Source organism: Fictibacillus sp. BK138, assembly GCF_004216955.1.
Classification (GTDB): Bacteria; Bacillota; Bacilli; order Bacillales; family Fictibacillaceae; genus Fictibacillus.
In genome coordinates this window covers 610433-629555 of sequence record NZ_SGXL01000001.1, presented here as the reverse complement: position 1 = coordinate 629555, position 19123 = coordinate 610433, and the positions used below count along the sequence as shown (strand labels likewise).

Genomic DNA, 19123 nt, shown 5'->3' with positions numbered 1-19123 from the left:
ACATCCCATTTAGTCAGGCTTTCAATCATTTATTCTTTTGCTAAATCTAACAACTTCATATTTGTTCCATATGAAGCTCCGTGGCTGTAAACATAAGCTTTTTTATAATCAGTACCATTTAAATTTTTTGGTACAATCTCATACCATGTTCCTTCTTTTTCGGTCACAACTGTATCCAAAACTAACACTGGAGAACCTGTTACTGTAAGTTCATATAAAAGATTATCACTAACAGTTGATGTGCTTCTTACTTTAGTTGTAGCACCTTTAGTTAAAGTAACCGCAATATTATACTTATTACGTTCCCTTCCACCTAACGCTACATCCATCCTGTGCATGTGACCTGCAATCTTTTGACCCCAGTAAGGATCTGCCGCATAAAAAACGTTCATACCCAAATCTTTGTTTCCAAGGAATGCTCCATGATATCTAAATGGAGATTTTGTAAAATAACCATCATTAGGATTAGTCAATCGTTTGATAATTGCTTCAAAGCCTTCATTATAACTTTTAAACTTTGCTGCACCGGGCGTTCCGTCAACTGCATCTATTCCAAAGAGGTTAAAATTTTCCTTTGAGAACTTGCTAGTTCCCCATTCACTCTCATGAATTGCATGAGCTAATAAATACATCGCATTGATGTTATGCTCTTCTTCAACTTCCTTAAACTTCGCACCCATGTTCTCAAGAACTGAAGTACCTAGTGTAGAAGGTTTATTTTCTCTAACATATTTATTAAGATCTTCAGCTGTATAGGATGTTTTCGTGTATAGAGGCAGCTTATTGAAATACTGATGAGCTTCATATGTTGTCCCTGTTAAATTATTCTTATAGAGACTGCCATTTTCACTTACATACCTGCCGTTAGGCATATCTGCATCACTTCTGCCAAACAGATAAGATTCATGCTTTTGAGTATGTGCATTATACACGAAATGTCTTAGTAAACCTTCTCTGACTTCGTAGAAGCTCTCACCTTTAACTTGCACTGAAGGAATAAGCTTAGCTTCTCTAATTTTTACATACCCGGTCTTTTTACCAAATTTTACTTTTACCCAATTCCTACCAGACTCTAAAAATTCAACCGGTGTCCCTGATGCCACACCGATAATGACATGGTTAAACGTTGTATCATTCCAAAGGTTAACTGTTGGTGCAAGAGTACTGTTTGTTACTTGTCCATCTTTCATGGAAACAATCTTTTTATATTTTAAGACGACTTCATTTGTTCCGGTTGCTGCTACTTTTGCTTCAGCATAACTTCCATACTGCTGTCCTTGTTTTTTTTCATTAGCAGTTACCGTTCCTACATAATAAACCGGTTTTGCATAATCCAGCATACGGACTAAAAATGCTGAAGTCATTCCCCGTGTAGCATTGTCTTTTGGTTTCAGCTCATTGTTCGATCCTGCTAGAATTCCAGCACCCACAATTCTCTCCATGGAAAGTTTTGCATAGGAACTTACTTGATTTGCATCTTTATATGTAGATAAATCTTTCACCGGAAGAGTAATCCCTTGTTTCTCTAACACACTGTTCATTATTGATGCGATCTGCTCGCGAGTAATATTAGCTGTCGGAGAAAACTTTCCATTTCCTGTACCGTTAATTATTCCTAATTGCGCAGCTTGTTGAATGGCAGTATATCCCCAATAAGTTTTCGGAACATCTGTAAAGTCAGTTGGGTTGGTTACTGTCATGTTTTCTTTTCCAAGTACACGAACCATTAACGCTGCAAATTCGGCTCTAGGAATTGATTTATCATGCTCAAAATCAATTACGCCGTTTTTATCTGTACCTTTCAATAACCCAAGTTCAATTAGCTCCCTCATCGGCACTTTAAAATATTTATTTTCCAATCCATCACTGGCTGACACATCTTGTGCACCCAATCCGAACAAAAGCACAAATGGTAATATAAAAAAGTATAAAAATTTCTTCAAAACTTCCCCTCCAAAATAAGATTTTTCCACTTTCCCACTACCATTCTATCAGACTGAAGTAAATCTTTACCATTAAAGTTATAATATTTTCCTAGACGAAAAAAGAAAAAGGCTATTGAAACTAGTTTCAATAGCCTTCTACGAAAATATTATTTTGCTAATGGTAGATCTCTCATCAGCGTTCCATAAGGACCACCATGGCTGTAAACAAACGTTTTCTCATAATTAGCTCCGTTTAGATTCTTTGGAACGATTTGCAGCCACGTGCCTTCATTTGTTTTAGATGTAACTTTGTTTAATACAAGTACTGGTGTACCTTCCAATGGAATGGAGTATAATTTACTAGCACTTGCTGATGCATCATTTCTTACATTAACACCATCTGTTAATGTTACAGATATACCATATTTGTTTCTTTCATTTCCTTTTAAATATTTATCAATTCTATACATATATCCAGCAATCTTTTGACCCCAATACGGATCAGCTGCATATCGAACATTCATGCCAAGTTCTTTGTCACCGACAACTTCCCCGTTTGCTTTCCAGCCTTGAATAAAATAGCTGGAAGTTGGATCAAGTAAATATTCTTTTACAAGTACTTCGATACATGCTTCATAGGATTTATATGTGTCGCCGCTTTCATAAGCTGAACCATCATATGCTTTGATTCCAAACAGGTTTTTCTTATCAATAGCAAGTGGACTTGTTCCCCAGCCACTTTCATGGATAGCATGAGACAATAAATACATTGCATTGACGTTATATTTAGCCTCTACATTTTTAAAGGCTTGTCCTAAGTTCTCAAGAATTGTATTGTTAGCAGCAAAATCCGGCTTATTATTCTTAACAAAATCATTCAGCTGTTCTGCTGTGTAGCTAGTTTTTGTATAAAGAGGCATTACGTTAAAATATTGATACATGTTATACGTATTGCCGTTTCCTGAAAAAGAATGGCCGTCCTTACTTGAATATTTACCATCAGGCATACTTCCGCTGCTTCCAAACCAAAATGCGCCGTAAGTATCTGTGTTCACGTTATACGTATAGTGAGTCAGCTTTCCGCCTTCAGCCTTATAATAAGATGCACCTTTTACTTTAACAGTCGGATGAAGTGTTGCTTCATTCATTTTAAAGTAACCGATTGTGTTATTGAACTTTACCTTTACCCAAGTTTCACCTGCATCTAAAAATTCAGTTTCTGTTCCTGCAACTAAGCTAAAATAATGATCTCCAAATCCGCTAGTTTTATAGAGTACAGATGCAAGTGGATGTATTTGAGCTGGTGCAACCACTCCACTCTTCATGTAAACCACTTTGTTGTCTTTCAAAACAACATGATTGCTTTGTGTTGCGGCCGCTTTTGCAGCATCATAAGTTTCATATTCTTTTACCTTTGTAGTAGCATCTGCTGTTACAGTTGCAAGGTGAAAATTAGGTGCTGGAGGTGGTGGCGGCGGAGTCTTTAGTTCATTAATCATACGAACTAAGAATGCACTTGTAACACCTCTTGTAGCATTCTCTGCAGGACGGAAAGTATTATCATCGTTTCCCTTTACAATACCAGCAGCAACCATTCTTTTTACTGATAAAACAGCCCAGCTTGAAATACTTGATGTATCTTTAAATTTGAGCTCTGTTTCAGGCAGCTTAATTCCTTTGTATTCAAATGCACTATTCATCATTGCTGACATTGCTTCTCTTGAAATTGGTGCATCAGGTTTAAATGTTCCATCAGGATTACCGTTAACAATGTTCATTTCAGCAGCTTGTTGTACTACCCTGTAGTACCAAGCACCTTCTTTCACATCAGAAAAGCTTTTTGGATTAATAACCTCCAAGTTTTGTGCTTCAAGAATTCGAACTAAAAATGCTGCGAATTCAGCTCGTGTTACGTTACGATCTGGTTCATAGAAAGTTTGACCATCTTTTATCGTTCCTTTTAAATATCCCAGATCAATGAGCTCTCTCATGTCCTGTTCAAAATAGTGCCCCGTAATATCATCTGCAGCATTAGCTGCATTTGAACTGAAAAACAAAACAAATGGCAACAATAACAACGCCAACCACTTTTTCACATTTTCTCCCCCATTATGAATATTTTACTAAGTTTTACACAACCTCTATTAATCTACCAATATTCTACATTATTTTCTAGTATCTTTCTGACTATCTTTTATATGGATATAATAGTTTTTAAAATAAAAAAATCCCGCTATAAGAATAGCGGGCAAGATTTTTGATCTTTTTTAAGGAACGATCTTTTTTACAATAGGAATTTTCTGCAGAATAAGCACAGCGACATAACTCGACAAGGTGACTGTGATAAATGTTGCTGGTATACCGAATAAAACATGAAATGTCTTAGCATGCAGTGCAAACCCAAATAATTCTTGAAAAGGACCTGATTTATACAACGTTAAAAAGAAAGGGTGAACTAGATAGATTCCAAAGCTTGCAGCTGCAAAAGAGTTAACAAAACGAATATTAGCTTTAAACATATGTTTAAACAGCACGAAAATCGCCATTGATACTAACAAAGTATTCGGAGCCAGATAATCAAACCAGAAAATATCTAATTTACCTTTTGCTTCCGTCATATGATAGGTGCCGTATATGGTAACAAGTAATCCTATTATTCCACCCATATAGATAAGTGCTGTCACTCTTTTTGATAACTCGTGTTTTGCTAAAAGGTACCCTAATAAGAAGTAACCTGTGAACCCCCAAAACATCCCCATTTTAAATCCAATATGTATCGATGTGAAATAGTAAATGACATTCTCAAGCGTAAGCAAAAACCACACCACAACAAAATAAACTAGTATTCTACTATTTTGTGCAATCGGACGAAAAATTGGTGTAACAAAGTAGATACCAACGATCATATACAAAAACCAAAGATGATAATAAGCTTTCCCGCTATATATATTTTTTATCGCCGCTTCTACTGAGAACATATCTAACTGAGTGCGCATCTTAAACAGTTCGTAAAAAACTGTCCAAAAAATAAAAGGAATAATTATCTTTGAAGCTCGTTTTTTAAAAAATGTTGATAAGGATTCATTTTTACCTAATAATAATGCTCCGCTTACCATTACAAAAACAGGAACGCTCCACCGGGCGGAACTATCAATAATATTAGCGAGCCACCATGTTTTAGATATATCGATTATCATTAAATTTCCCACTACGTGAATCATTACGACGGCCATTATAGCTAGGGCTCTGAGTGCATTAGCGTATTGAATCAACTGATCCCCTTCTTTCTTACTCAATCGTTTCTTTAATCATACAAATCCCGACCATTTATGACAATATCTTCTTTTACAAAATAGAAAAACCATGCCTTTCAAAAGACATGGTTTAATTAATTTCTTTAGTTACTCTGAAACAGTTTGAGAATCAACTTTAGTATCTTCCTGACCATTGTTCTCTGTAGAAGTCTGTTCTTCTAAAACAGATTCCTCAGCAGTCGGGTCTGTTTCATTTAGCTGTTTTTCATTTGTGGCTTCTTCATCAGATGTACCACCTTCTGAAGCTTTTGAAGGATCTTCTTCTGTTTGTGTTTCTGGTTGTTCCTCAATATTCGATGTTTCTGGTGAAGTTGTTACTTCTTGAACAGGTTCCTCTGCAACCGGCTCTTCAGCTGGTGTAGCCGCTGGTGCTTCATCAGTTGTTATATGAACCGTCCATTCAGAAGGCGACCACGACACATCAAATCCAAATGCATTAGAAATGATACGAACAGGAAGCATTGTCGTATTTTGATCAAGGATGGCTGGTTCACTTACAAAGATGTATTTACCATTTACTGAAATGGTTCTTTCTTTTAGGTTAATTACCATTGTAGTATTGTCCTTAACAGCCGTTGCAACATAATCTTTATATGTTACTGTTGCACCCATTGCTGTTAATAGATCACGAAGAGGTAAGTAAACCGTGTCATACCCATACATATGAGCAGCCGGATCAAAATTTTGCACTGCGCCGTTGATAGTAACGGATACTGGATCTGGATTTTTCACTTTTGAATATTTCACATAGTTGTCTGTAATGGAAGCCGTATAGGTGTCGTTATTCCACTTTGTTTCTGCACCTAATGCATTTGCAATAAATCTTAGAGGCACCATTGTTCTGCCGTCGCTGATTTGTGGTGCAGTATCAAAAGTTATTGTCGAAGTACCTTGATCCGTAACGACAGTTGCAGTTGTTGAACCAACTTTCAGTGTAACTCTTCTATCCCAGCGAGTAGCTTTAATCTCACCTGTAGAAGCATTATAATTTACTGTCGCTTCTAATTCTTCAAACACACCTCGAACAGGTACAAATGTACGCCCATCTTTTAAATATGCGTTTTCATCATAGCTGAACGTCTTGCCATTTATTTGGACTGTTATCTTTTGTTCCGGATTATACCGAGGACTTTTCAAATAAAGTTTGTAGCCTTCTTGTGCTACATATAGCCCAACATATTTATTCTGTGACCAGATCGCAGGATATTCTGAAACCGGAACGTGAGTATTCCCTGCATAGTTGCCAAGCTCAGGCGTAAAACCTGGACGTTTGTACTTGATGATAAACCAATCTGTAAATCCTCCGCCAGAAGGATTTGTGCCTGGATACACCAAGTCGTACCCTGTCATATATCCGATAGTTTGAGCATATTTATGATCGCGTTCTTTCCAGCTTCCTGTCTGGTGGAAATTCCAATATAAAATCTCACCACTCGTATGATAAGCCACTGCCATCTCAGGGTTGATCTGATTCGTGAAGTTGACGATCGCTCTTGATTCAGCCTGGTTTACAGGCGCGGTACCTTTGTAATTACTCCAGGACGGACCTGATTTATTGTTCTTAATGTTTGCCCAGTCAGCATCGTACTGACGGTTTAAATCAACTCCGCGAGCATTCGCTTTCCAGCGTTGAAAATTTGTACTTCCCTCATTCATGTTGATTAGTTTCCAATGGTCAGCAGAAGGAAACTTGGAAAGTCCGTATTGCTGAAGAGTTACTCCGTCCGGATTCACCATCGGAACGAACCACATTGTTGTTTTATTAAGAATATCGCGTACATTATACTTACCAATATAATCCCCATTCGTATAAGCACTCGCATATTCATCAATCATGTCCATGGATAAATTTGTCGATATCCATTCACGGGCATGATGTGAGCCGTTAACAAAGACGTTCGCGTTTCCTTTTCCTAATTTAATCGCATAGATCGGGCGGTTGTATTCACTGCGGCCAATCTCTTTATAGCTGATTAAACTAGGATAATGGGCAGCCAATTCTTTCATGTCTGTAATCATCTCGTCGTATGTATAAAATTGATTCGGATTTACCAGATCATGAGCAGCCTCTGCCTTTTTCCCGCCGGATAGCATCGCTGTTGAAAAAAGTGAAATGATTAAACATAAGACTATTAAACTATGAAGTTGCCTTTTTCCCAAAAACATTCTCCCCCTCCAAATTTTAACTACCCTAGTAGCGTATAAGTAATGTGTTTTAACGTCAATGTAAAAAAGACTTATCTTTTGTTAAATTATCGTTATAAAACATCAAAAATCTGTATAATATGGTTTTCTCTACAAAACAACAAAGACCTGCCCTTAAATTTGGACAGATCTTTGTTAGGATGTGTTACTTAGTATCCTGTATATCGGTTATATTTACATAATGTTTAGTAATATTACTTAGTTTTCCAATTAATTTATATAACGATCGAGCATAGATGAAAATTCAGCTCTTGTAATAGCTATTTCCGGGCGGAAAGTACCATCTTCATACCCACCGGTAATACCATTTGCTAATATTTTTTGAATGGAATTGTATGCCCAATGTCCTGATTTTACATCAGAAAAAGTTTTTGTTGTTGTTCCTTCCAGATCATACGCTCTCTCCATAATGGAAGCCATCTGTGCACGTGTTAATGAATCATTTGGACCAAATGTACCATCAGGATGTCCTGTTATGGCTCCAATTTCTGCGACAGCTGCTATCGTTCCATATCCATACGTACTCGGTGTAATATCTTTAAAACCAGGGTCCTCAACATTTGTAGTATCTAGTCCTAAATGTCTGGAAATCATTGTAGCAGCCTGTAAGCGGGTAATTTTATCGTTTGGACCAAATTTCCCGTTAGAGTAACCGCTGATTATTGATTTGCTCGTTAATGCGAGAATGGAATTAACCGCCCAAGGTGCTTGATTTAAGTCAGTAAAAATAGGTTCTTCATAGTTTTCGTCATAGATCGCTTGCAGATTTTCCATATAGATCGTGCCTTTATTTTGTTTTGCTGCATTTGTTTCTGCAAAATAAAGCTGTTTTACTTTAATCGGAAAGGCAAGTGTAGAACCGAGTTCCACTTGAGAATAGCCCCAGCCTTTCCAAGTCATTCCTCCTGGTTCTGTAAAATCGACTTTGTGTGATTTCCCGTTCGCATCGATTACTTCACCTCTAAGCCAGTGACCAGAACCATCATTATATACCCATACACCTAAAGCATGAGGCTTACCCTCGACATGGATAGCTTGGCTAGCTTCTAAATAAGCTGCAGCCGTTTCCCCGTTTGCTTCTGTAAAATCATAGTTTACCTTTGCTGCATAACCTTCTCGAGCTTTGTACCGGTCGGCTGAAAGTGAAACATTTGCTCGTGCTCCTACTGTACTCCAGCTGCTTAATGAATCAAAGCCTTCGAGTGGTAAAAACTTTGTTCCTAAAGGTACTGAGTTTGTTACTGTTACAGGAATTCTCGCTGTAGCACTGCCACTGCTTGCTACAATCGTCCCCGTTCCTTCAGATTTCGCAACAAAGGTGTTACCTTCCATTACTCCCACGCCGCCTTCAACCGTCCATGTAAGCTGAGAGGCTGTTAGATCCATAGGGTTATAATTATTATCCAATGCGTATTTTAGAGAAATAGGAGCCTTCATTCCTACTTCAAGAGTTGGTGCAGAACCTAAAACTAGTATAGCGGCTGACCCTGTTGGCGCCATGTTTACCACCTCTAAAATAGAGGAAACCGCACGTTCCACTCCGTCAGATGGAGTATTCATTAAAACAGGCTCATATGCACCATACGGACGTGCTACCATTGCAGATGATCCGCCGCCATCAAGATTCATGGCATAGTCAGCACCAAGAGAAATTAAGTAGTTTGCCATTGCAGGGAGACTTGACCCTCTGCTATCAGATGTCCTTCCGTCATTTACAACAAAAAATACTTTTTTATTATCCGCATCATATGCTACCACTGTTCGTGGTGCACGGTCTTTTACAAGATAGTCGTTAGGAGACATCGAGATTTCTACTTTTCCATCTCTAACAAGCATTGGACCGCTACCCACGATAAATTTAGCATCTTTCCATTTCGCTTCAATATTGGCTGAAACAGAGACGGTGTCTCCCGGTTTTACACTCGATAATTGTTCCGATAGTGTTTTACCTGCAAAAGAAACGATCATACCTCCAGGCGGAATCGATTGACTGCCTGCTTGTCCTAATCTAGTAACCTTTGAAACCGTACCAGTGATAGTATCACCAAATCCAATTTGTGCTGGGTCCTTAGATGTATTTGTAATAATGATTTCTGTTCCCCATTCGTTAGTACCTGATGTTGCTAGTTTGTTATTTTTGGTATAGAGAATTCCCTTTTCAGATTCCCGTACTGAGTTCATACTGTAAATCGGTAAAGTTTTTCCGTTGAAGCCAAAGGATAGGGTAGGTTTCGTATAATCAATTATTGGTTCTCCGTTCGCACCTATACCAAAACCAACTGCAACATTCATGGGTGAAGTGGAGTCCCCGGTCACCACACCATAGTTTACAATCTTGTTGTCTTGTGAAAGGACACCCGTTGGAGCATAACCGTATTTATCATTCGATCTAAAGAATGAAGCATTTACTGCACCCACTACATAATGTCCTGCACGATTATCCAGCTTCGCTCGTTTAGACACTGTCATTAAAGAACTGATCGGATTAGGTACTCCGACTTTAATTTCCGTATTAGGATCTCCCATTTTCGTTTCTAACATATAGATATCCTGATTAATTGTTGTTGTACTCGTTTTCGTGCTATATGTAATTTCCTTAAAAGTTGCAGCTTTTGATAGATTATACTGTTTTACCGTTTTTCCATTATTGAATTCAGATGCATATGTATAACTAGCACCAAATAAAGTTTGCCCTGCCAATATCAATGCCAAAAAAGCCCCCGCTTTTCGGCGAACTTGCTTACCCCTCATTTACTTCTCCCCCATATTCTTGATGAAAAATTTTCCAACCCTATATTATTTTATAATAAAATCCATAGATTGCAAGATTATGTCAAAATATAGTGAAAAAGGACTAAAATTGTTTTATTAGGAAAATTAATGTAGAATATTTCGGCAGAAAAATAAAAGTTGTTGTATAAGCAGTTCATGAGGTAGACTTTTTTTGGTTCATTGATCCTTGGTTGGCTAGTAGATTCTTGGTTGGCTCATAGACTACTCGGTTAGACTCATAGAACCTTGGGACGGCTCATAGAAACCTTGGATCGGCCCATAGATTCTATGGTGACTCATAGACTACACCGTTTGACTCATAGAATCCTTGGGACAGCTCATAGAATCCTTGGTTCGGTCCATAGATTCTCTTTTGGCTCATAGACTACACTATTTGGCTCATAGGTTTGACTCATAGACTTCTCAGTTTGACTCATAGATGAACAATTTTTGTCCAAATAAAATAAAAGAGACTGACCTACTGCACATGGCGTGCACATTTAGGTCAGTCTCTTCATTTATTTAATTTTATTTTCAACCTTTATTAAGATACCCGAAACGAGCGCGTAGCCTTCTTTTTTCAGAAGTGGTCTATTTTCATCCACTCGCTTGAATACTTCATCATCCAGATAGCCTTGCTTTGCCGCAGCCGCCCAAGGATTGTTGCGCTGTTTATCTTTCTTGATGAACCACTCAAACATCCAGCGAGCAGCTTTATCGCGCGTTAATGGTTTGTCACCTGTCACTTCTGGCCATTCAATTGATTTGTAGAGCTCCAAGTCCGTTCTCTCAACACCATTCTTCACCATCCACACAAACTGATCCTCTGTGAAAGATTCGTTTGGCTTCAAGTCATTTTCATAGCCAGCGAACAGAATACCCCTCGTATATAGATCCTTCACAGCTGGATAGAACCATTTGCCTTCATATAAGTAGTCTAAATCAAAATGGTAGAGGTGAGCATCTTTGGCTATCAGCTCATCCTGCAGCTTTTTCACCAGTTTTTTATCCTTCGACATCTCACGGAAATCCACATTGTTTTTATACGATAAAACAGATGCTATACCTGCGGCTTCTGCTGTCGACATACCTGTTGGCACAATACGTGCGCTTCCTGCAGCCAATGAAGAATAACCAGATGCTTTACTTGCTACAAGAAGATTATCGATTTTCTTCGGAACTAATGAACGAAACGGGATCGCATACTGCTTCGGATTTAAAATGATATAGTCTTCCCCGTCTGGTTCAGTAGCCTGTACGTCAACAGGATATGACCCAAACGCAATCGAATCCCAGTGGTCTTTATACTCCCACACATCGGAAATCGGCAGCTGGTATTCCGCTTTGATGTGTCTCGTTTCACGAACATAAAGTTCCTCAGGGTAGTCAGCAATCTCTGCATTTTCGAACCCCAGGAAATTTGCCCGTAAAAATGCCAATACATGCCTTGTTTCTTCTTTCCCGATTTCAATCGCTTCTTTTTTCGATTTTTCATCTAACCCATTCGCCCCGAATATCTGCAGTGCATTAATGTAGATATCGCCATTCGTTACGCGTGCAATGTTGAGTCCGCGTAACCGGGTCCGGTCACTCTTTGGCTTATACGCCTCAACAACACCCCAGAAACCATACGCCGTTCGAGGCTGAACGACGGCTTCACCGAACGTTTCATTCTTCGCCACTTTATAGACTTTGCTCCAGTCCACATTTTTGAAATGCATCATAAGGGTAACCGACATGCTCGTGTCTTTTTTACCGATATCCTCTTGACCGATAAAATAAGGAACCTTCGCTAATGCCGCAAAGTCAGCGTGTGCCGTTGTATCAATATAACGCTTTGCTTTATAGCGCATGACACCATCAAAATTTCTTGCTTGAATTTGGTGAATAGCCGTCTGCTCATCATTCAGCTCTACTTTTTCCACTTCTGTTTCAAGCTTCAGTGTAATATTTTCTTCATTCTTCACCAGCTCATCAAAAGCTTCCTCAGCTTTATCGGTATCGAAAGAGATTTCCTTATCCACCATCTCGTGCCATTCTTTAAAGATTCCTGCGTTCGCCGGTTTTTTGTCTTTATCAAGACCGAGGTCAAGAAAATTCAACTCACCGTATGTGAACAAACCGCCTAGTCCATCGCGTTCAACCAGTAAAAGTGTTTTAGCGCCAGCTCTTGCTGAAGCAACAGCTGCTGCCACTCCCTCTGGCTCACCGCCTACAACGATTACATCATATGTTTTTAACGGAATATTTTCATCGATCCGCACAACATCATCATTTTTATAGAGGTAATAGCCAGTCCCAGCTCCCGCTATTAACACAATTCCCAAAATTATCGCTATCCACTTTTTCAACAATATCCCTACTTTTTATGGACGATTCTTAAATGACCGCCTCATTCATATGTATAAAAGTACATCTCTTATTCTAGCAAAAGTCTTTTTACAAGTTTAGACAAATTTCTTACAAATCATATCAATCTGGAAAGGAAAGTTCAAATGAAGAGTAGATTCCTCGCAATTATCACCTTGTTCTTTGCTCTGTTTTTGTTCGTTCTCGTTAAACCCGCAAAGGCTGACCATGGAAGCTCCCTTATTTTTGCGGCACATAATGACCAAATCTTATTCAATCTAAGTCCTGCTCCCAGAGTAATAAATGGTGTTTCATATGTACCGGTACGATCGTTCAGTAAGCACTTTGGATTTCAGGTGGATTGGATCGGGGCGACTGGTGAGATTAGACTTACCAAAGGCAGTCAGGTTATCACCTTAAACACGAAAACAAAACAATTTATTCAAGGAAACTCTTCTGTTCCTTTTTCCTATATAAACATCAATAATAGTGTACTCGTTCCATACCGCCAGATTAGTGAGGCTTTCGGGTACAACGTTTCTTTTTCCTATAAAGGACCGATTGCGCGAGTTTCGGATGAAAACGCAAAGTTAACGTTAGATCAGCTATACGAAACAAATAAAACGCAGATTGAAGCATATCGTAAAGAACATACTCCTCCACCGCCAAAACCGCCTGCTCCATCACCGGCAAAAAGAGCATTCTTAACTTTTGACGATGGACCAAATAAACATACAGCGGGGATTCTGGATTACTTAAAATCGAATAACTTGAAAGCTACCTTCTTTGTTCTAAAACCGAATGCAGATAGCAACCCCGCATTAATTAAACGGATGTTTAACGAAGGTCACACGATTGCCTGCCATGGGGTGACACATGACAAAAGTAAGTTCTATAGTTCGCCTTCTTCGGCAGTTGGAGAGATGAAGTCATGTTTTGATACAGTTAAGAAAATAACAGGAGGAGCGGCTTCAAACGTCATCCGAACGCCATACGGCAGCAAGCCCTACATGACAGATTCTTATCGAACGGCGATGAATACAGCAGGTTATAAAATGTGGGATTGGAACGTGGACAGTATGGACTGGAGCTATAACAGTGCGACAAAAACGAGCCAGTATACAAATGAGCAGATTAATGCAGTTATAAAATCTGGTGCAGCTCCACTTGTACTTCTGCATGATCGGACGGATACTGTTGCTATCCTGAAGTCCGTCACATCGAACTTGAAGAATAAAGGATATACATCAGTCCCGGTCACATCATCCATTCAGCCATATAATTTTTGGAATAAGTATGTATTGAAATAATAAAAAGCTGAACTCCTAAATTAGGGGTTCAGCTTAACATTTTACTTTCGGTATGAACCGTAAAAGAGGTAATAGAGCGCAAAACGATATTGTTTCAGAGTTGAATTATACTGAACAGATGTAAGAATTACTGGTTTTTCCTCATTAAATTCCGGATACCACTCAGCATGCAATTCTTCAAAATAACCATCTTCTTCTACTTCCCAATTATTATCCATTTCAGAAGCCCCACCATGAACAGCTTCTAGCTTCTGAATTAGCTCCTGATACTTTTGGGTCGCTTCTTCTTTCGTCATAGATTCTGAAGCGTAATGATATTCAATACTTTTAAGGGAACGTTCTTTCGGAAAGAATTCGTAGCCCGTTTGACCATCTGGACCTAAGACATTCTCACCTTTATAAACTAAATACGGATATGACTCCTCACCAAATTCGCCTTTTTCAAGTGAACGAACCATCGTGTCGTCCATGCCAAGTGAGATGTCCCCAATCGTTTCAATCGGTTGAGATGGAAGTTTCTCAAAAAAACCGCTTGTTTCAATGTCTGCATGCTTCATGGAGAAGTAAGAACTCCAGTCTTGTGCACCGACAGCTCTCTCAAAAAATTCAACAGAGTCATCTCCATCACGTTCCACAGATAAACCAATTAATTCTCCATCATAGTTAAATAGAGGAGTACCGAAGAGCGAGTTTGTGAATCTAGTAATAGTATAAAATTTGCTTGCAATAAGCTCCGAGAAATCTTCAATTTCGATTTCCACTGCCTCTTTTGCAGATAGAGATATAGCTTTTTCGCCTGCTTTGAAATCATTTGAAATACGAACCGGCTCAACATCTACCGGCGAAGAAAGTTTTAGAAGCGCGAGGTTTTTATCTTTATCTAACTCAACTACTCCTTCTACCGTAACCTCTTTGCCGTTGCTCATTTCAATAACTGCACCTTGTGCCTGATGAACAGCAGTTTCTGTCGTTAAAACTAGACTAGGACTAACAATCACACCTGCACCACGATACAAATAACGCTGACCGTGTTTGATTTTGTGAATTGTAACCACTTTCTCTTTATTTTCCTGAACGATTTCTTTAAATAAAGTATTCGTAATATATACACGGTGCGTATTATGATCGTACGCCATGTTAGCACCAAAAGCTTCTCCCACAAAACGCAGCGGCACGACTGTCCTATTATTTTTTATTTCAGCTGGAACATCTAACAATTTTTTCATCCCATTGATATAAGCATTTTTGGAACCGATTTTAAGGGTTACCGTTGCTTTGCTATCCTTCATAATGACTGTTTGATCAGCAGCATTATATTTAACAGTTGCACCTATATCTTCAGCAATGCCCCTCATGGGTACAAGAGTTCGATTCTCCTTTATAAATGCTGGTTGGTCATAAAATTGCTTGGCTCCGTTTACAAAAATAGAAATAGGTGATGATACAGCATGTGTTGATGTTAGAGGGGTTAAACATACTGTCAACCCAACTCCAAAGCTGATGATCTTTTTATGTAGTTTCATTAATAATCCCCCAAAATTGTTATATGGATATTATACCATTTTATGTAATATACAAAGGGTAATTTATTGATTATTGGAAAAATTAACGTAATCTTCATATAAAAAGCCCATACCAAAAAGGTATAGGCTGTTAAACGATTATTCTAATTCATCTAGAAACTCTTCTTCTAAATATTCCTCATCAATTTCATCATATAAGATGTTGTTAAGATAATCGGAAGTATAAACTTTCCATACTCCGCCTCTTTTTATTAGGTAGTATTCTCCTGATTTATCGATCGTTTCTGGAACTTCATACAGTTCGCCAGTTTCTGGGTCAATCGTGTAATAATCAACTACTAAATCTTGTACATCTACTTTAATAAATCTTGTTGACGAATCCACTACCTCTGTTAAAGGCTCCGAAACAATTTCAACTACCACATCTTGATCATGTTCAAAAAGAAGTTCAAATATTTGAGCATCTAATTTAGCATCTTCATATGCTAACCCATAACGATTAGTCTCATTAACTGCGAAAATTGTTTCAGCATCTTTATTATTAATAGCTTCTACAGTATCAAATTCACTATTGATCACTAAATCCATAGCGGCATCTGCATCTGGAAGTTCGACACCTTCAAGCCACAGTGAACGTTTTAGCATAGCAGTTGCTTCTGCACGAGTTGCATCGCTATCAGGGTAGACCTTTGTTTCCGTTTTCCCTTTAATAATACCAACTTTACTTGCCATAAGAACATGGTTATATGCCCAATGGCCAGATTTCAGATCAGTAAAGCTTTTATTTGATCCACTTTCGAAATCTACTGTAGATTTAAAAGCACGAACAATTATTGCAGCAATCTCCGCACGAGTAATCTTCATATCAGGCATAAATTCAGTATCTGTTTTTCCGGAGATAATTCCTAGTGCACTAGCTGTGTTGATATCGTTCTTTGCCCAATGTGTTTTTGTATCAGAAAACGCTTTACCAGCTTTATCTGTCTTTAATTCAAGTGCTCTAACTATTAAAGATGTAAATTGCGCACGAGTAATCTTGTCATCAGGCTTTACATACAAAAAACCAAATTCATCTTTAAATCCTTTAATAATTTTTGCCTGTAGCATATTATTCAGGTCATTTTCAGCCCAATGGCCGTCGATGTCTTCAGCATAATAGATATACGGATCGGCAAATTCAACTGGATCCTCTTCTGCAAATGCAGTTTGTGAAAAAGGTGATACAAGTAAAGTTGCTGCTAATAATCCCCCAATAAACTTCTTCAAAAAAGTCCCCTCATTTCAAAATTTTATACATTACGGAAGAATTTTATATTTTTCACACCTATTTGTCCTATGCCATTAGAACTATTTATTATGTGATTACTAAAATATTTTCTTGCTCATACTCCTGAAATGTCGCTCTTTTATTTGAAAATTAATTTTATAAGAAAAGTAATCTTTTTAAGTAGAGCATGACTTTGCTTGCTCAAGTTTTTTAAAATAATGAGTTCTATGAGCTACAATGTACCTCTATGAACCGGAATGGTAATCCTATGAATCTAATTTTAATTCTATAAGCCAAAATAAACTTGCTATGAGTCAAACTGAAGACACTATGAGTCAAACATAATTCTATGAGTCAAAAAAGAGTTTCTATGAGTCAATTCTGCCGTCCTATGAACCGAACGTTAGACCGAATTGATTTCTCAATAAAAAAACCGAACGTATCAACGTCCGGCTCTATTTTTATTCTTTTTTCATAAACTTCTCTAACACATCACTAAAAATCACTTTATCTGAGATGTTCAGTTCTTTTTTCGCTTGGTCGTAAGCTGGTTTACAGAGGTTGATGTCTGTAATCTTTCCTGTCTTTCCGTCAAAACATGTTCCTTTATCAAAGAACCCGTCTACTGATGATTTGTATGTGTAATCACCGTTCGTGAATGAAAGATCACGCTGCACAACGAGTTGGTTCTTCTCTTCAAACAAGTTACCACCCATCATATAACGGTCATCGAATGGAACGCCAAGTGCATGAAGAATTGTTGGTGAAAGATCTAGCTGTCCGCCCGTTCTTTCATACGTGCCTTTTCCTTCATCATTCGGCAAGTGCATCACGAGTGGCACTTCATGGAACGTTTTTTCAATATTGTACGGAGTGAAATCTTCCCCAGCGATTTTCATCATGGCTTCGTTATTATCGACACCATAGTCATGGTCTCCGTATAGAAGCAGTACCGTTTCATCCCAAAGATTTTCTTTCTTAAGGCGTTCAACTAGCATACCAACCGCTTCATCTACATAGTGAACAGAATGCAGATAATCGCCGACGATCGAACCTTCGTATTCTCCTACATCCAGCGTACGGAATTTAGACTGGATGTTGTATGGATGGTGACTCGTTAATGCGACCATAAATCCGTAAAAAGGTTTTTTCATCTTAACTAGCTCGTCCACTGATTGCTGCATGAATGGCTTGTCTCCAAGCGTCCAGCCTGCAATCTCGCCATCTTTAAAGTCCCCTTCACCGAAAAAGTGGTCAAAACCATAGTTGTCATACACAACGTAACGATTCCAGAAGCTCTTTTTATAAGCATGGAAAGCTGCTGTTTCATAACCGTTTTGTTTTAAGAGACCTGGTAGTGAATCGAACGTGTTGCTTGGATAGCGTACATACACAGATCCCGAATATAACGGATGAAGTGATGCGTTCGCCAAGAATTCTGCATCAGATGTACGTCCTTGTCCCGTTTGAAGCGAGAAGTTCGGGAAGTACATACTGTCGTTGATCAGTTTATTGATATTCGGCGTGATTTCCTCGCCGTTGATTTTTTGGTTGATCACGAAGTTTTGGAAGGCTTCCAACTGAATCATAATGACGTTTTTATCTTTAGCCACTCCATAAAATGGCGTTTCTTTGCTCATCTCTTTTTGATGATCGTTGAACCACTTTTTGATCTCTTTGGATTCTTCTGCAGAGATTTTTTGCTGCTGGAAGAATGCTTCATTTACATAGCGATAGATGTCGAAGCCGTGGAAACCTAAAAGACCAGTTTGACTATAAAGAGCCATGTTATACCAGTTGCTCGCAAAAAGTGCAGAGCCATACTTTTTCGTATATTCATTGATCGGACTCATAACGAAAAGGTATCCGATAACAAATGCAGCAAGACCAAGAGCTCCGCGTGTTACCATACGAGCTTTCAGTTTCCCGTTCCCGCGTTTAATTAAGATGATAACAAGCGGGATCAACACTAGTAAATCTGCGATAAAAATAATATCTTTTGCCTGGAACAAATCTAGTATACTACCAGAAATCGCACCGACCTGATTCGCTTGAGACAGCACAGTCATGGATAATAGATCGTTAAAATATCGGTAATAAATGAGGTCACCTACGATTAGAAACGTTAGCACCGCATTAAGGATAAGCAAGCTGATCCAGCGTTTGCTTTGTTTTAAAAACAATGTCCAGAAAGAAACTAGTAGTAGTGCCCCGACGCTGATTAACGTCAAACCTGCATAGAATCCAATAATCGTTCCTTCATTGAATAGTTTGCTTAAGCTCTCTTTTATGTAGCCCACAAGGCCTGTTCGAGCGAAAACTGTATCAGAAAAAGCACCAAATAAGTAGAGTTTAAGAAAAACAGCGAGCAGAAAGGCACCATAGAAAAAATAGTCCCAACCCCAACGCTTGAAAACTTGTAGAATCATTCACTGTATCCCCTTTCAGTAACTCTCTC

10 protein-coding genes are annotated in these 19123 nt (G+C 38.5%); 1 reads left to right on the top strand and 9 read right to left on the bottom strand.

The features are described from left to right. Positions 1 to 29: 29 nt before the first annotated feature. The 6 genes from EV282_RS02990 to EV282_RS02965 all read right to left on the bottom strand — a co-directional run bounded on the left by EV282_RS02990 (position 30) and on the right by EV282_RS02965 (position 12567). Positions 30 to 1943: an S-layer homology domain-containing protein gene (locus EV282_RS02990; protein WP_130293670.1), complete on the bottom strand. Its 1914-nt coding sequence runs from the start codon at positions 1941 to 1943 to the stop codon at positions 30 to 32. Between the two features lie 149 nt (positions 1944 to 2092). Next, positions 2093 to 4021, bottom strand: a complete 1929-nt coding sequence (locus tag EV282_RS02985) for an S-layer homology domain-containing protein (RefSeq protein WP_130293668.1) — start codon at positions 4019 to 4021, stop codon at positions 2093 to 2095. Positions 4022 to 4192: 171 nt separating this feature from the next. Further along, on the bottom strand, positions 4193 to 5197 hold the full coding sequence (locus EV282_RS02980) for an acyltransferase (protein WP_130293667.1): 1005 nt from the start codon (positions 5195 to 5197) through the stop codon (positions 4193 to 4195). Positions 5198 to 5326: 129 nt separating this feature from the next. After that, positions 5327 to 7399 (bottom strand): stalk domain-containing protein, encoded by a 2073-nt coding sequence (locus tag EV282_RS20085; protein ID WP_242611815.1) that lies wholly within the window; start codon positions 7397 to 7399, stop codon positions 5327 to 5329. Between the two features lie 255 nt (positions 7400 to 7654). After that, positions 7655 to 10195 carry an S-layer homology domain-containing protein gene (locus EV282_RS02970; RefSeq protein WP_130293665.1) on the bottom strand — a complete coding sequence of 847 codons (2541 nt, stop codon included), beginning with the start codon at positions 10193 to 10195 and terminating at the stop codon, positions 7655 to 7657. A gap of 539 nt (positions 10196 to 10734) precedes the next feature. After that, positions 10735 to 12567, bottom strand: a complete 1833-nt coding sequence (locus tag EV282_RS02965) for an FAD-dependent oxidoreductase (protein WP_130293664.1) — start codon at positions 12565 to 12567, stop codon at positions 10735 to 10737. Positions 12568 to 12711: 144 nt separating this feature from the next. On the opposite strand from EV282_RS02965, the gene EV282_RS02960 reads away from it, so the two are divergent. Next, on the top strand, positions 12712 to 13875 hold the full coding sequence (locus tag EV282_RS02960) for a polysaccharide deacetylase family protein (RefSeq protein WP_130293662.1): 1164 nt from the start codon (positions 12712 to 12714) through the stop codon (positions 13873 to 13875). 41 nt (positions 13876 to 13916) lie between these two features. Here EV282_RS02960 and EV282_RS02955 read toward each other — a convergent pair whose 3' ends face one another. The 3 genes from EV282_RS02955 to EV282_RS02945 form a co-directional block, all read right to left on the bottom strand. Then, positions 13917 to 15398: a stalk domain-containing protein gene (locus tag EV282_RS02955; RefSeq protein WP_130293660.1), complete on the bottom strand. Its 1482-nt coding sequence runs from the start codon at positions 15396 to 15398 to the stop codon at positions 13917 to 13919. Between the two features lie 138 nt (positions 15399 to 15536). Then, positions 15537 to 16664, bottom strand: a complete 1128-nt coding sequence (locus tag EV282_RS02950) for an S-layer homology domain-containing protein (RefSeq protein ID WP_130293659.1) — start codon at positions 16662 to 16664, stop codon at positions 15537 to 15539. A 462-nt stretch (positions 16665 to 17126) separates the two neighbouring features. Continuing rightward, positions 17127 to 19094, bottom strand: a complete 1968-nt coding sequence (locus EV282_RS02945) for an LTA synthase family protein (RefSeq protein WP_130293657.1) — start codon at positions 19092 to 19094, stop codon at positions 17127 to 17129. Positions 19095 to 19123 lie beyond the last annotated feature (29 nt).